The 13,598-nt window shown below is 60.1% G+C and carries 8 protein-coding genes and 5 pseudogenes; 8 read left to right on the top strand and 5 right to left on the bottom strand.

Translation table 11 applies throughout. The features are described 5' to 3' along the window. Positions 1 to 22 precede the first annotated feature (22 nt). Together lexA and JCM25146_RS16160 are read right to left on the bottom strand one after the other, a co-directional pair. Entirely contained in the window at positions 23 to 676 is a 654-nt protein-coding gene (gene lexA / locus JCM25146_RS00425; RefSeq protein WP_025825042.1) for a transcriptional repressor LexA, read from the bottom strand. A gap of 85 nt (positions 677 to 761) precedes the next feature. Then, positions 762 to 2,032: pseudogene (locus JCM25146_RS16160) on the bottom strand (molybdopterin molybdotransferase MoeA). 69 nt (positions 2,033 to 2,101) lie between these two features. On the opposite strand from JCM25146_RS16160, the gene rpmG reads away from it, so the two are divergent. Next, on the top strand, positions 2,102 to 2,269 hold the full coding sequence (rpmG, locus tag JCM25146_RS00435) for a 50S ribosomal protein L33 (protein ID WP_003623017.1): 168 nt from the start codon (positions 2,102 to 2,104) through the stop codon (positions 2,267 to 2,269). 108 nt (positions 2,270 to 2,377) lie between these two features. On the opposite strand, the pseudogene JCM25146_RS16165 reads toward rpmG, so the two are convergent. Both JCM25146_RS16165 and eno read right to left on the bottom strand, forming a co-directional pair. Next, positions 2,378 to 2,706 (bottom strand): annotated as a pseudogene (locus JCM25146_RS16165) (FtsB family cell division protein). A gap of 182 nt (positions 2,707 to 2,888) precedes the next feature. Continuing rightward, positions 2,889 to 4,167, bottom strand: a pseudogene (gene eno / locus JCM25146_RS16170) (phosphopyruvate hydratase). 183 nt (positions 4,168 to 4,350) lie between these two features. On the opposite strand from eno, the gene JCM25146_RS00455 reads away from it, so the two are divergent. The 5 genes and pseudogenes from JCM25146_RS00455 (at position 4,351) to JCM25146_RS00475 (ending at position 7,497) form a co-directional block, all read left to right on the top strand. Then, complete coding sequence (locus JCM25146_RS00455; protein ID WP_025825049.1) at positions 4,351 to 4,827, top strand: DUF3429 domain-containing protein; 477 nt, start codon at positions 4,351 to 4,353, stop codon at positions 4,825 to 4,827. A gap of 104 nt (positions 4,828 to 4,931) precedes the next feature. Beyond that, a pseudogene (locus tag JCM25146_RS16175) lies at positions 4,932 to 5,913 on the top strand (FAD-dependent oxidoreductase). Between the two features lie 6 nt (positions 5,914 to 5,919). Then, positions 5,920 to 6,117 (top strand): sulfur carrier protein ThiS, encoded by a 198-nt coding sequence (gene thiS / locus JCM25146_RS00465; protein WP_025825051.1) that lies wholly within the window; start codon positions 5,920 to 5,922, stop codon positions 6,115 to 6,117. 5 nt (positions 6,118 to 6,122) lie between these two features. Beyond that, positions 6,123 to 6,935 carry a thiazole synthase gene (locus JCM25146_RS00470; RefSeq protein WP_025825052.1) on the top strand — a complete coding sequence of 271 codons (813 nt, stop codon included), beginning with the start codon at positions 6,123 to 6,125 and terminating at the stop codon, positions 6,933 to 6,935. Next, positions 6,895 to 7,497 carry a thiamine phosphate synthase gene (locus JCM25146_RS00475; protein WP_025825055.1) on the top strand — a complete coding sequence of 201 codons (603 nt, stop codon included), beginning with the start codon at positions 6,895 to 6,897 and terminating at the stop codon, positions 7,495 to 7,497. The genes JCM25146_RS00470 and JCM25146_RS00475 overlap by 41 nt, the downstream gene beginning before the upstream one ends. A gap of 27 nt (positions 7,498 to 7,524) precedes the next feature. On the opposite strand, the gene recG is transcribed toward JCM25146_RS00475, so the two are convergent. After that, positions 7,525 to 9,672: an ATP-dependent DNA helicase RecG gene (recG, locus tag JCM25146_RS00480; protein ID WP_025825057.1), complete on the bottom strand. Its 2,148-nt coding sequence runs from the start codon at positions 9,670 to 9,672 to the stop codon at positions 7,525 to 7,527. Between the two features lie 68 nt (positions 9,673 to 9,740). On the opposite strand from recG, the gene JCM25146_RS00485 reads away from it, so the two are divergent. Together JCM25146_RS00485 and mfd are read left to right on the top strand one after the other, a co-directional pair. Continuing rightward, positions 9,741 to 10,070, top strand: coding sequence for an FAD assembly factor SdhE (locus JCM25146_RS00485; RefSeq protein ID WP_025825059.1), 330 nt, complete (start codon positions 9,741 to 9,743; stop codon positions 10,068 to 10,070). Between the two features lie 49 nt (positions 10,071 to 10,119). Further along, positions 10,120 to 13,592 (top strand): annotated as a pseudogene (gene mfd, locus JCM25146_RS16180) (transcription-repair coupling factor). The last annotated feature ends 6 nt before the right edge of the window (positions 13,593 to 13,598 follow it).

Here is a 13,598-nt window from a genome sequence, read left to right on the forward strand (position 1 = left end):
GGCGCACAACTGGACCATGCTTTTAGTAATGGCGGATCAAGCCTGCCAGATGTCCCTGAATTTGCAGGCGTTCGGCAGGGACAATCCGTGTTTCGTACCGAGTGTTTGCAGGCTCAAGTGCGATCATGCTGCCTTTGCGGCGCAGGCGTTTGAGCGTGACTTCCTGCCCGTCAATCAGAGCGACAACAATCTGCCCGTTTTCCGCCTGATCTGTTCTTTTTATAATCACCTGATCTCCGTCCAGAATTCCGGCTTCGATCATGGAATCGCCAGCAACTTCCAGCGCATAGTAATCTCCGCTTCCCAGCATGTCAGCCGGGATGGAGAGGGAGCTGGACGTATCTGCCATTGCTTCAATCGGCAGGCCGGCGGCTATACGACCGTATAGCGGAATTCTGGTCGTGTCCTGCTTTTGCCGTGCGAAGCTGCCACGAATGACGTTGGTGGGGAGTTCCTCTTCCATTTCGGGGAGCTGGATCACCTCCAGCGCACGGGCGCGGTGGTGGTGGCGGCGCAGAAAGCCCCGTTCCTCCAGCCCCGAGATCAGGCGGTGGATACCCGACTTGGAGCGCAGGCCCATGGCCTCACGCATTTCATCAAAAGAGGGGGAAAAGCCGGTCTGCTTGAGGTGCGAATCAATGAAAAGAAGAAGCTTGTGCTGTTTTCTGGTCAGCATGTCGCACCTCGGCCTGTCTGTTCGGAATGGAAGATAAAACTCACGATTTGTTCTATGTAAGTTCTTGTTTTTGTCAATATAAAATTCAGGGCAGGTGGAGGATACGGCAAGGTGTACCCGCTTTTTGGGCACTGGCATGGGGGGCGCGCACGATTAACGCTTGGCTGTGGGCCAGACTGTTCAACTGTCCCGACCCCTGTAGCCCAAAAGGTGTCGCAAACAGGCGTCCTTCTTCGTCGGTATGGAGCGTGGCGCGGAGGAAGTCCTGCCGCTGGTCATTCTCCTCCACATCCGCCCCCAAAAGTGCGGGCTGTGTTTGCAGGGTGTCTGCTACCGGGCGGCCCATGAGTTTATGCAGGGCTGGAAGTACAAACACCATGCCGCAGACCAGTGCCGCAACCGGATTACCCGGTAGGCCGAGCACAGGCATGCCGTTGAGCGTGCCGGACATGAGTGGCTTGCCCGGACGCATGGCTATTTTCCAGAAATTCTGGATAAGCCCCGCCTTCTCCAATGTCGGGCGGACCAGATCGTAGGTGCCGACACTGGCCCCGCCAATAGTGACAAGCATGTCCAGGTCACGAATATGGGCAAATGCAGCGACAGAGATGCCGCGTTGTCGCGTGCAACAGGCAGGATGTGAGCCTCTGCGCCTTCCTGCCCCAGCAGGGCTGCGAGCATGAAGGAGGCGGAATTAAAAATGCCGTCCGGCGGTGCCGTATCCCCCGGGAGCAGAATTTCATCTCCTGTGGCTAAAATACCCACCCGTGGGCGACGGACGACAGGGAGCCAGACCAGCCCGCCTGCTGCTGCCAGCCCGATGTCCCTTGCGCCGAGTCTGCTGCCAGCTCGGAGTAGTACATCCCCTTGGGCAAAGTCCTGCCCCTGTGTGCGGATGTTCTGCCCCACGCTGGCGGTGCGGGTCAGGGTAACCTGCTCGCCCGCCCGCTCTGTGTTCTCCTGTATGACAATGCAGTCCGCCCCGCTTGGTACCTGACTGCCAGTAAAAAGGCGGATACATTCGCCCGCACCTACAGTGCGGCTGGAGGGCCTGCCCGCAGGGGCCTCGTCTATAACCCGCAATATTGCGCCCTGTTGGGCATCCGCCGCCCTTACGGCATAACCATCCATGGCAGAAACATGAACCGGCGGGTTAGCCCTGCGGGCCTGCACGTCCTGTGCCAGAATGCGGCCGCATGCTGCGGTCAGGGCTACGGTTTCCTGCCCGCAGGAGGGCAGGTTTTCCAGAATTCTGGCCCGCGCGGTTGCCACATCCAGCATGAATTCGTCTCCTTTTGGCGTTCGTGGCGCCATATTGATGTAAGAAAGCTTGACCTTTTGCCTTTGTATGCGCATTTTGCCGGCACTTGAACACCGCCGGAGCCGTATGGACCGGCTCTGTAAATATGTTCTGCTGAGGAAGTCATGGCCAAGACCAACGTCATCAAGATCCGTCTCGTCTCGACGGCTGACACGGGTTACTTCTATGTGACCAAGAAAAATGCCCGCGCTCACACGGGTAAAATGGAACTGAAGAAGTACGACCCGGTTGCACGCAAGCACGTCGTATTCCGTGAAGCCAAAATTAAGTAATCCTGGCGGTATCGGTAAAATAAAAAACGGCGCTCTCGGGCGCCGTTTTTTTATGCCTAATGACCAGTATGGGAAGTGTGCCATGCGCAAAACGCATGGGGCAAAGCCTTAAAAAAGAGGGTCGCGCCGGTCGTAGGGAATAACCACGTCGTTGCGGTTGGCCATGTTCAGCATGCGCGGGCGCGTTCATCCAGAATGTCCGTATCCAGCGTATTCTCGCGCAGGCCGTTTACGCGGCGCTTCCATGCATTCTGCTCGGCCAGTGCATCGGTCCGGGCCTGTTTTGCCTGCTCAAGCAACCCAAGCTGCTGCTGGTAGGCCTGCATGCCATGGTCGCCCTGTGTGGCGTTCCAGCCAAAGTAACCGGCAATGCTCAAAAATGCCAACGGTGGCACCACAGCCCGCACCACGCGGCGAAAGAAACGGCCAATCTGCACTTTTGGTCAGCTCCCTGCCAGAGTCCGTGGTTACCAAGAGACATGAATACAGAGTAATGTCTAACCCATATTACCCCGTGTGGGAAAGTACGTTGCTTACAAAAAAAGCCGGTCCCTGCATTTAGGGACCGGCCATGCTCAACACAGCAAAAAGGCGGGCAAAGCTGCCCTGAATGCGGTTTTTAGCTGTTTTTAAGAATCGTGCGCCCGGCATATTGGGCTGCGGTCACCAGTTCCTGTTCAATGCGGATCAGCTGGTTGTATTTGGCCGTCCGGTCAGAGCGGGAGAGCGAGCCGGTTTTGATCTGCCCGCAGTTGGTTGCCACTGCCAGATCGGCAATGGTGGAATCTTCCGTCTCGCCCGAGCGGTGGCTCATCACGCCGTGTAACCGGCGCGGTGGGCCATTTCCACGGCCTGAAGTGTTTCGGTCAGCGTGCCAATCTGGTTGACCTTGACCAGCAGGGAGTTGGCAATGCCGGCTTTGATCCCGCGGTTAAGGCGCTCGGGGTTGGTCACAAACAGGTCGTCGCCAACGAGCTGCACTTTTTTGCCCAGAATCTGGGTCAGCAGGGCCCAGCCTTCCCAGTCATCTTCGGCCATCCCATCTTCAATGGAGACAATTGGATAACGGTTGACCAGGTCTTCCAGGTAGGCAGCCATGCCAGCGGAATCCAGGCTCTTGCCTTCCCCTTCCATGACGTACTGACCGTTCTTGAAGAACTCCGTGCTCGCACAGTCCAGCGCGTACGTGACGTCCAGCCCCGGGCGGTAGCCTGCGGCTTCTACTGCGCGGGTGATAAAGCCCAGTGCCTCATCGGCAGATTTAAGGGCAGGGGCAAAACCGCCTTCATCCCCACATTGGTGTTCAGGCCCGCAGCACTCAGGGCTTTTTTAAGCTGGGCAAAAATTTCCGAACCCCAGCGAATACCGTCCGCAACGGTAGGCGCACCAACCGGCTGGATCATGAATTCCTGAATATCAATCGGGTTGTCCGCGTGCTGCCCACCGTTGACAATGTTCATCATCGGGACGGGCAGGATGTGGGCGAATGCGCCGCCAATATAGCGGTACAGGGGGACTTCCAGCTCAACAGCCGTTGCCTTGGCCACGGCGAGCGAGACCCCCAGAATGGCATTGGCCCCCATGCGGCTTTTATTGGGTGTGCCATCCAGATCGATCATGGCGTTGTCAATGTCGATCTGGTCGGACGATTCTGCACCTTGCAGCGTGGGCAGGATTTCGTTCTCAATGTTTTCAACGGCTTTTAGAACACCTTTGCCGCCATAACGCCGGGCGTCTCCATCCCGCAGTTCAACAGCTTCATGCGCACCGGTTGAAGCACCGGAGGGAACAGCCGCGCGACCTTTGGCGCCAGATGCCAGTTCCACGTCCACTTCCACGGTGGGGTTACCACGACTGTCCAGAATTTCGCGGGCGATGATGTCAACAATGGCGCTCATGGTGTGTTTGTTCCTGCTTGTCCGTGGGCACGGGCTGGGGCCTGTGCCGTCGTTTCTTATTCTTGGTCTGTGACGAAACCCGCATGGGGCCTTTTTCCCATGCGGTTGCTAGTGGCAGCGTCTTGGGCTTTTCTGTCAACACTGCGTGTAAGAAAATACAGAGAAAAGGGTGTCCGTTCCCCTATGAAGAAGCTTCCATTTCTGGGTGTGGTGCTGATGCTGGCGGGGGTTCTGCCCTATGTTTTATGCACATGCGCCATTGTGTTCTACGATTCCCGCGTACCACTCCCCAACCTGCTTATGGCCGAGGTGCTTTACGGGGCAATCTGCCTTGCTTTTATTGGGGCGGTTCATTGGGGGCAGGCGCTGGAGCCCGAGCGCACCATTATTGTGGCATCTGCCGCCCGCACTGACCAGTTGCGCCTTATCCTTGGGGTTATCCCTGCGCTGGCGGGTTGGGTTGCGGCCTGCGTGGGGCAGATATGGCACCCTCTGGGCGGGATTGCGGTGCTGGCTGTTGCCTTCCCTCTGGTCGCACTGGGTGAGCGGGCGGCGTGGCGGCGTGGATGGGTGCCCCCGGGTTATATGGGGGTGCGCTGGATTGTGACTGCGATTACAGAATGTTGTCTGCTTATGGTGTTGCTGGTTCGTTTTTTGTGAATGGCAGGCAAGGAGCCGGTGCGGTAAAGAGTGTACCGGATGTGTTATAACACGCAGGGGCGCGCAAGACGCGCATACCCGTGAGGAAGTGGAAAGCAGGACGCATGAACGGCAAACCCCACATTCTGGTTAAAGGGGCAGGTGTGGCAGGGTTGACCGCCGCCGTAACGCTTGCAGAGCGTGGCGGGGTCGTGACCCTGTATGACTGCGCAGACAGGGTAGGGGCCGGGGCATCGTGGATGGCGGGCGGCATGCTGGCCCCTTGGTGCGAGGCGGAGTCCGCCCCGGCGGAAGTCACGGCTCAGTCGGTCGATTCGGTGGACTGGTGGGCAAGCCACGTGCCCGGCGTTGTGCGTGAGGGCAGCTTAGTGCTGGCCCCCGCGCGTGACGTGGGGGAACTGGCGCGTTTCGGGCGGCGTACCTCTCATTTCCAGAACGTGGGAGAGGCCGATATTGCACGGCTGGAGCCAGATCTTGCAGGGCGGTTTCAAAAAGGTCTGTTTTTTGCGGATGAAGGGCATGTAGACCCGCGCAAGGCACTGCCTGCTCTGGCAGAGTCTCTGGCGCGTTTGGGGGGCAGGTGGTTGTGGCCCCAGCGCAGGCCCCGGATGAGGCGGCATTTGACTGGGTGGTGGATTGCACAGGGCTGAACGTGCGTGACCAGCTTGACCACCTGCGCGGTGTGCGGGGCGAAATGCTCTTGCTGCGCTGCGAGGACGTTATTCTGCACCGGCCCGTGCGCATGCTGCATCCGCGCATTCCGGTTTACATTGTCCCGCGTGATAACCATGTGTTCATGGTCGGTGCCACCATGGTGGAAAGCGAGAATGCAGGCGGCATGACCGTGCGCTCCATGATGGAGCTTCTTAATTCCGCATGGACCTGCACCCCGGTTTTGCCGAGGCCGAAATTCTGGAAATGGGGACAGGTCTGCGCCCCTCCTACCCGGATAATATGCCCCGAGTGGTGCAGCAGGGGCGGCATGTGTATGTTAATGGCATGTACCGTCACGGTTTTTTGCTCTCTCCCGCACGGGCAAGGGAGGCCGCAGACCTTGTTTTCGGGCCATCAAAGCCCAAGGAGTGATGCCCGATGAAAATAACCGTCAATGATGAGGCACAGGAGGTGTCCGCCACGACCCTTGCCGGGTTGATTGATGAGCTGGGGTATGCCGGTGCGCGCATTGCCACCGCGCTTGACGGGCATTTTGTACCCAAGACCGAACGGTTGCAGGCCACGCTGGCAGCTGGTGCACGGGTGGAAATTGTTGCCCCTATGCAGGGGGGATAAGGGATATGGCGGCATTGTTTTACGGGCAGGAACTCTCCTCCGCTCTTATGCTGGGTACGGCGCAGTACCCATCCCCCGAAATTCTGCGTGATGCAGTTCTCGCCGCACAGCCGGGCGTGCTGACCGTCTCGCTCCGCCGCGAATCTGCGGGGGAGCGGGCAGGGCAGGCGTTCTGGTCACTTGTGCAGGAGCTTGGTGTGCCGGTTCTGCCAAACACGGCAGGCTGCCACACAGTCAGGGAGGCTGTAACAACAGCACACATGGCGCGTGAGGTCTTTGGGACGGACTGGATCAAACTGGAAGTGATTGGCGAGCTGGATACGCTCCAGCCCGATGTGTTCGGGCTGGTCGAGGCTGCGCGGATTCTGACGGAGGAAGGGTTCAAGGTGTTCCCTTACACAACGGAGGATCTGGTAGTGGCAGAGCGCCTGCTTGCCGCCGGGTGTGAGGTGCTTATGCCTTGGGGTGCTCCCATAGGGTCAGGCAAGGGGCTGAACAACCTGTTTGGCTTGCGGGCCATGCGCGCGCATTTTCCGTCCGTGCCGTTGGTGGTGGATGCGGGTATTGGTGTGCCCTCCCACGCAGCACAGGCGTTGGAATTGGGGTATGATGCGGTGCTGATCAATACCGCCGTGGCCAAGGCGGGCGACCCCGTTGCTATGGCACGGGCTTTTGGCCTGGCGGTGCAGGCCGGTACGCTCGCACGTCAGGCAGACCCGATGGAGGCGCGGGATATGGCAGCCCCTTCCACCCCCGTTGCGGGAAAGGCATTTTTGGATGAGCGCATTACCGCAAAAATTCTATCCGGTTGTGGATAGTGCTCTGTGGGTTGACCGGCTAGGCGCGGCAGGGGCCCGTTTTATCCAGCTCCGGGTCAAGGACCTGCCAGAAGCCGAGTTGCGTGCACAGGTGCGTCAGGCGCGCGATTATGCGGCGCGGCATGGGGTTTGCCTTGTGCTCAATGACTTCTGGCAACTCGCGCTGGAAGAGGGCGTGTCCTACATCCACCTTGGGCAGGAGGACCTGGATACAGCGGATATGTCTGCCATTCGCAAAGGCGGATTACGCGTTGGCATCAGTACCCATTGTCATGAGGAGCTGGAGCGCGCCCTGAGCTTTAACCCCGATTACGTGGCGCTGGGACCAATATGGGAAACCCGGCTTAAAAAAATGGCCTTTGGTCCGCAAGGCGTGGAAAAACTGCGGGACTGGAAGCAGCGGATCGGGGATATGCCGCTGGTGGCTATTGGTGGCATCACACTCCAGCGCGCACCTTTGTGCCTGAATGCCGGGGCAGATTGCGTATCCGCCGTATCCGCCTTTACCCAGCATGCAGACCCCGAGCAGGTCAGGGCATGGCAGGCGGCAACCGGGGGCTGATCTGCTACGGCTCGCGGGCTTGCCCTGTTAGCCGCCACTAAAAATGCGGGCGGCATCGGCCTTGCCAAAAAAGGTTAAAAGCACGCGGGCAGAGGTGGGCAGGCGGTAGGTGCCCGCAGGGCTTGTCTGCATATCTGGCAGAATACGCTGTGCTTCGGCATGGGCGGTGTCCAGTAGCAGATCAACCAGAATTTCTGGCGCCATACGGTATTCGGGCAGGCCGGACTGCCTGCGTCCCGTAGCCTCCCCGCCACCGCGCAGGCGGAAGTCCTCATCGGCAATCAGAAAACCATCTTCGGTCTCGCGCAGGCAGGCCAGCCGTCTGCGGGCTGTCTGGCCTAGTCCTGCGTCATGGAGCATCAGGCAGAACGATGCCTTGGAGCCACGGCCTACGCGCCCGCGCAACTGGTGGAGCTGGGCCAGACCAAACCGTTCGGCATGCTCAATGACCATAATGGTGGCGCTGGGTACGTCCACGCCAACCTCGATCACGGTCGTGGCGACCAGAATACGGGTCCGGCCTTGGGCAAAGTCCTGCAAGGCCTGCTCACGCGCGTTTGTGTCCTGCCGTCCGTGGGCAAGGCCCACCAGATCACCAAACCGGTCTATGAGCACGGCCTGTCGGGCCTCGGCTGCGGCAATGTCGAGTGCCTCACTCTCAGAGACAAGGGGGCAGACCCAGAATATCTGCGCCCCGGACTCAAGGGCGCGGGCAATCCCGTCGAGAATATCGTCCATGGTGTTCAGGCTGTGCAAGGACGTGCGGATGGGCTTGCGGCCTGATGGTTTGCCCTCCAGCCGGCTGACCTGCATATCCCCGAACTGGGTCAGCAGCAGGGTGCGCGGGATGGGGGTTGCCGTCATGACCAGCATGTCTGCCCGGTGGCCTTTTTCCACCAGTGCCAACCTCTGGTCCACGCCAAAACGGTGTTGTTCATCCACTACCGCCAGTCCCAGATCGGCAAATTTTACGCTCTCCTGCACCAGCGCGTGGGTCCCAACTGCCAGCCGTGCCGTGCCATCCGCCATGTCCGCCAGTGCCTGCTTGCGGGCCTTGCCTTTGACCGAGCTGCACAAAAAGGCCACTGGCACGGGCGAGAGGCGGGTAAATGTTGCAGCATGCTGGCGGGCCAGAATTTCGGTCGGGGCCATAATGGCCGCCTGTGCACCAGCCTCTGCCGCACGGAGCATGGCCAGCAGGGCGACAAGAGTTTTACCAGCCCCCACATCCCCTTGCAGGAGCCTGCTCATACGGTGGGGGGCGGCCATGTCTGCCTCAATCTGGCGCAGCACATGGGTCTGCCCGGGCGTAAGGGGGTGACCAAAGGCGGCCAGAGCCTGTTTTTGCAAGGAGCCGTTGCCTTGCAGGCTGCGCCCGGGGCGTTTGCGGCTGGCCTGTTGGGCTATGCGCATGGCGAGCTGGTCGGCCAGAAGTTCATCACAGGCCAGCCGGGCCTGAGCGCGGGCGCGCGCAGCCTGCCAGTCCTGCCCGGTGTGGCTGTCGGGGATGCTATCTGGCCTGTGCATCCATGCGAGCGCGGTTGCAAAATCTGGCCAGTCTTTTTGTGCAATCAGGGCAGGGTCATGCCATTCGGGCAGGTCGGGGGGCAGCAGCGCCAGCGCTGCTGCCATGGCTTGGCGGACCTGCCCGGCAAACAGCCCCGCCGTTAAGGGCCATACCGGGTCCAGCGATGGAATACGCTCCATCTGGCGGGCGGGGAGCAGGTAGTCGGGGGAGGTCATGCATAGCTTGTCCCCAAACCGTTCTATTTTGCCCGAAACGGCAATCTGTGCCCCGCACGTAGCCTGCTTGGCCTGCCATGGAGAAAAAAAGGCGATCTCCAGCAACCCGCTTTCATCCGAGAGGGTCGCGCGCCATGGCTGGCGGGTGCGTGGCGCGGGGGCGCGTACATCCAGCACCGTGCCGCAAACTGTTGCAATTGTGTCAGCCCTGAGTTGTGCAAGAGAGGGGCGCAGGCGCCGGTCCGTTACACTTTCTGGCAGGCAGAACAACAGGTCCATGACCCGTGACCCACCGGTAACTTTGGCCAAAAGGCGTGCGCGTGCCACATTAACGCAGCCCAGACTGTCCATCGGGGCGAGCAGGGCGGCAAGGGCAGGCGTATTTGCCCATTGCGGAACCGAAGCGGATGTGAAGGATGGGGGGCTGGACACGGACGGTAGACAGGCCTTTGTTTGCAGGCTGACAGACAGGAACAGCACCGGTATAGGACAGCAACGCCATGCAACACAATTTTACAACGCCTTCCGACACGCTTTCTTCCCATGCCTCTGATGGATCGGAAGATACCCTTGCTGCCCGCCGCCGCCGGCTCAAATTCCGCGCCAATCATCGCGGGACGTTTGAGACCGATATCCTGATCGGCGGTTTTGTGGAGGATACGGCGGACAACCTGAGCGCCACGGAACTGGCGGATATGGAATCCATACTCGAAATGCCCGACCCCGACCTGACGGACTGGCTGTTCGGCCGCCTGCCTCTGCCGGAGGAAAAAGCGACCCCCATGCTGCGGCGCATGGTTGAGGCATGCCGCGCAAAGTGCGGAAAATAAACCATTTTTGCATGCTAAAAAAACAGGCAAAACAAGAGAAACAGGGCAGATGACAGCAGACACAGGCGCCGTATCAGATCGTCGGATCGCCACCATTTGGGGTGTGCCGGAGGGGTATGACGCCCTTTTGCTTGCGCGGCGCGCGCGTGAGCACTCAGGGCCCCTGCTGCACATAGCCCGTAATGATGCGTCCATGGCCCGGCTGACGGACATGCTGGCGTTTGTTGCGGCCGATGTGGAGGTGCTGCGTTTTCCCGCATGGGACTGCCTGCCATACGACCGGGTTTCTCCCAACCCCACCATTGTTGCCGAGCGGGTGGCAACCCTGACCCGCCTGCTTGAGGCCTCGGGCGGTAAACCGCGCCTTGTGCTAACCACGGTCAATGCCGCGCTCCAGCGCGTGGCCCCGCGCAAGACGTTTGAGGGGCAATCCCTGAGCATTCGCACAGGGGAGAGCCTTGACCAGTCCCTGCTGATCGACCTGCTGATTGCCAATGGTTACACCCGCACCGATACGGTGATGGAGGCAGGGGAGTTTGCCACCCGTGGGGGTATTTTTGACCTGTACCCCGCAGGTGCGCCCGAGCCCGTGCGCCTCGACCTGTTTGGGGACGAGGTGGAGAATATCCGTGCGTTTGACCCCGGTACACAGCGCTCGACCGATAAGCGCGATGCTGGTGCTTTGCCCCGTGTCCGAGTTTTCGCTCGATAGTGCGAGTATCTCCCTGTTCCGCACAGGCTGGCGCGATGCATTTGGCCCTGCTGCGGCCTCCGACCCGTTGTACGAACATATTTCCGATGGCCGCCGCTACCCCGGTATCGAGCACTGGCTGCCTCTGTTCCATGACCATTTGGAAACACTGTTTGATTACCTGCCCGGTGCCTCTCTCTCGCTCGACTATCAGGTCGAGGAGGTGCTGGCGGCACGACTGGATATGATTGCGGACCATTATCAGGCCCGCAAAATGCCGGTCAGGGAGGGGGAAACACCATACCGCCCCCTGCCGCCGCACCTGCTGTACATGGACCTCAAGGGGTGGGAGGCGGCTGTTGCACGCCTGCCTGCCGTGGCCTTTAGCCCTTACGCACAGCCCGATGGCGCGGGTGGTGTGGATGTTGGTGGCAGACCGGGCAAAATGTTTTCCAAGATCGTGCCCGGAGCCCAGCGCGAGCAGGTGTTCTCCCTGCTAGGTGAGCAGGTGCGTGAGTGGGCGCAGGTCAAGCGCCGTACTTTTGTGGCCGCATGGAGCAAGGGCTCGCGCGAGCGTATTGGGGTTCTGCTACGCGAACACGGCGTGGCGACAGATACGTTCGAGACATGGGAGCAGGCGCGCAAGGCCAAGGCTGGCCCTGTGGGTTTGTTGACCCTTGGGCTGGAGCGCGGCTTTGTGGCGGAGGATCTGGCGCTTGTGTCCGAGCAGGACCTGCTGGGTGAGCGCATTGGTCGCCCGCCGCGCCGCCGCCGCCGTGCGGACGAACTGATTGCCGAGGCCAGCGAACTCTCAGCCGGGGACTGATCGTGCATCAGGATTATGGTATTGGTCGGTATGACGGGTTGGAGACGGTCAGCGTTGGCGTGGCTCCGCATGACTGCCTTCGTCTGCTGTACGACGGTGGGGAAAAACTCTACCTGCCAGTAGAAAACATAGAACTGCTCAGCCGTTTTGGCTCGGATCAGGCCGGTGTGTCGCTCGATAGGCTCGGCGGTGTTGCCTGGCAGAACCGTAAATCCCAGATGAAGAGCCGCATCCGCAATATGGCGGGTGAACTCATTCGCACTGCAGCGGCGCGCGCACTCAAGGAAGCACCGGAGCTGCTGCCGCCCGAAGGCCTGTGGGATGAATTCTGTGCCCGCTTCCCCTTTGTGGAAACAGAGGATCAGTCCCGCGCCATAGTTGACGTGCTGGAGGATATGGCCTCCGGCAGACCCATGGACCGGCTGGTCTGTGGTGATGTGGGCTTTGGCAAAACCGAGGTGGCACTTCGGGCCGCGTTTGTTGCGGCCATGTCTGGTGGTCAGGTGGCGGTTGTTGTGCCCACCACACTGCTGGCCCGCCAGCATTACCGCACGTTTGCTGCCCGTTTTGAGGGTTTTCCCATAAAAGTGGCCCAGCTTTCGCGCATGGTTACCGGCAAAGATGCCACGGAGGTGCGTAAAGGTCTGGCCGATGGCAGCGTGAATGTGGTGATCGGCACCCATGCCCTGCTGGCCAAGACAGTCAGTTTTGCATCACTCGAACTGCTGATTATTGATGAAGAACAGCATTTTGGTGTGTCGCATAAGGAAAAGCTGAAAGCCCTGCGCGAGGATGTGCATGTGCTGACCCTGTCCGCTACTCCCTTGCCCCGTACGCTCCAGCTTTCGCTCTCGGGTGTGCGGGAGATGAGCCTGATTGCAACCCCGCCAACGGACCGTTTGGCCGTGCGGACGTTTATCATGCCGTTTGACAGCGTGGTGATCCGCGAGGCTATCCAGCGTGAGCGCTTCCGGGGGGGGCAGATTTTCTGCGTGGCTCCGCGAATTGAAGATCTGGACCAGATGGCCGAGCGTCTGGCCTCGATTGTACCCGATGCCCGACTGGTGCAGGCACATGGGCGGCTGTCTCCCACGGAGCTTGAGCGGGTCATGACCGAGTTTTCCGATGGTCAGTATGACATCCTGCTCTCCACCAATATTGTGGAAAGCGGGCTGGACATGCCTGCGGTCAACACGATTATCATCCACCGGGCCGACATGTTCGGTCTGGGGCAGCTCTACCAGCTGCGTGGCCGTGTGGGGCGTGGCAAACAGCGTGGTTACGCGTATCTCACCTGGCCACAGACACACGCACTTTCCCCTTCAGCCGAAAAACGGCTGGAGATCATGCAGACACTGGATACGCTGGGGGCGGGCTTTACGCTGGCATCGCACGACCTTGACCTGCGTGGTGCAGGCAACCTGCTGGGCGACCAGCAATCCGGCCATGTGCGTGAGGTAGGGATAGAACTGTACCAGCAGATGCTGGAAGATGCCGTGGCGGACCTGCGCTCCGATACAGGGCGGAATGCGGAGGATGACCGGGGTTGGACTCCCAATATTGTTATGGGCCTGCCAGTCCTTATCCCCGACGCGTACGTGCCGGACCTGCCGGTGCGTCTGGGTCTTTACCGTAGAATCAGCGCACTGGCCTCGGATGCTGAGCTTGAAGCCATGGAGGCGGAACTGGTTGACCGCTTTGGCTCAGTGCCGGATGAGGTCAAAAACCTGCTGAATATCGTTGATCTTAAAAGACTTTGCCGTCAGGCCGGGGTGGAGCGGGTGGAGGCTGGCCCCAAAGGCATGGTGCTCCAGTTCCGCAACAACAGCTTTGCCAACCGGCGGGGCTGGTGCAGTGGATGGGGCGCTGGAAAGATGGCGTGGTCCGCCTGCGCCCGGACCACAAAATGGCCGTTGTGCGGGAGTTGACCAACGTGCAGCGCATAGATCTGGCCCGCAAGGTGCTCCGGGAACTTGCCAATATGTGCACGCGTGAAATGGCCTGAGTAGCA

The sequence above is a fragment of the Acetobacter okinawensis JCM 25146 genome, from assembly GCF_000613865.1.
In the GTDB taxonomy this organism is placed as follows: domain Bacteria; phylum Pseudomonadota; class Alphaproteobacteria; order Acetobacterales; family Acetobacteraceae; genus Acetobacter; species Acetobacter okinawensis.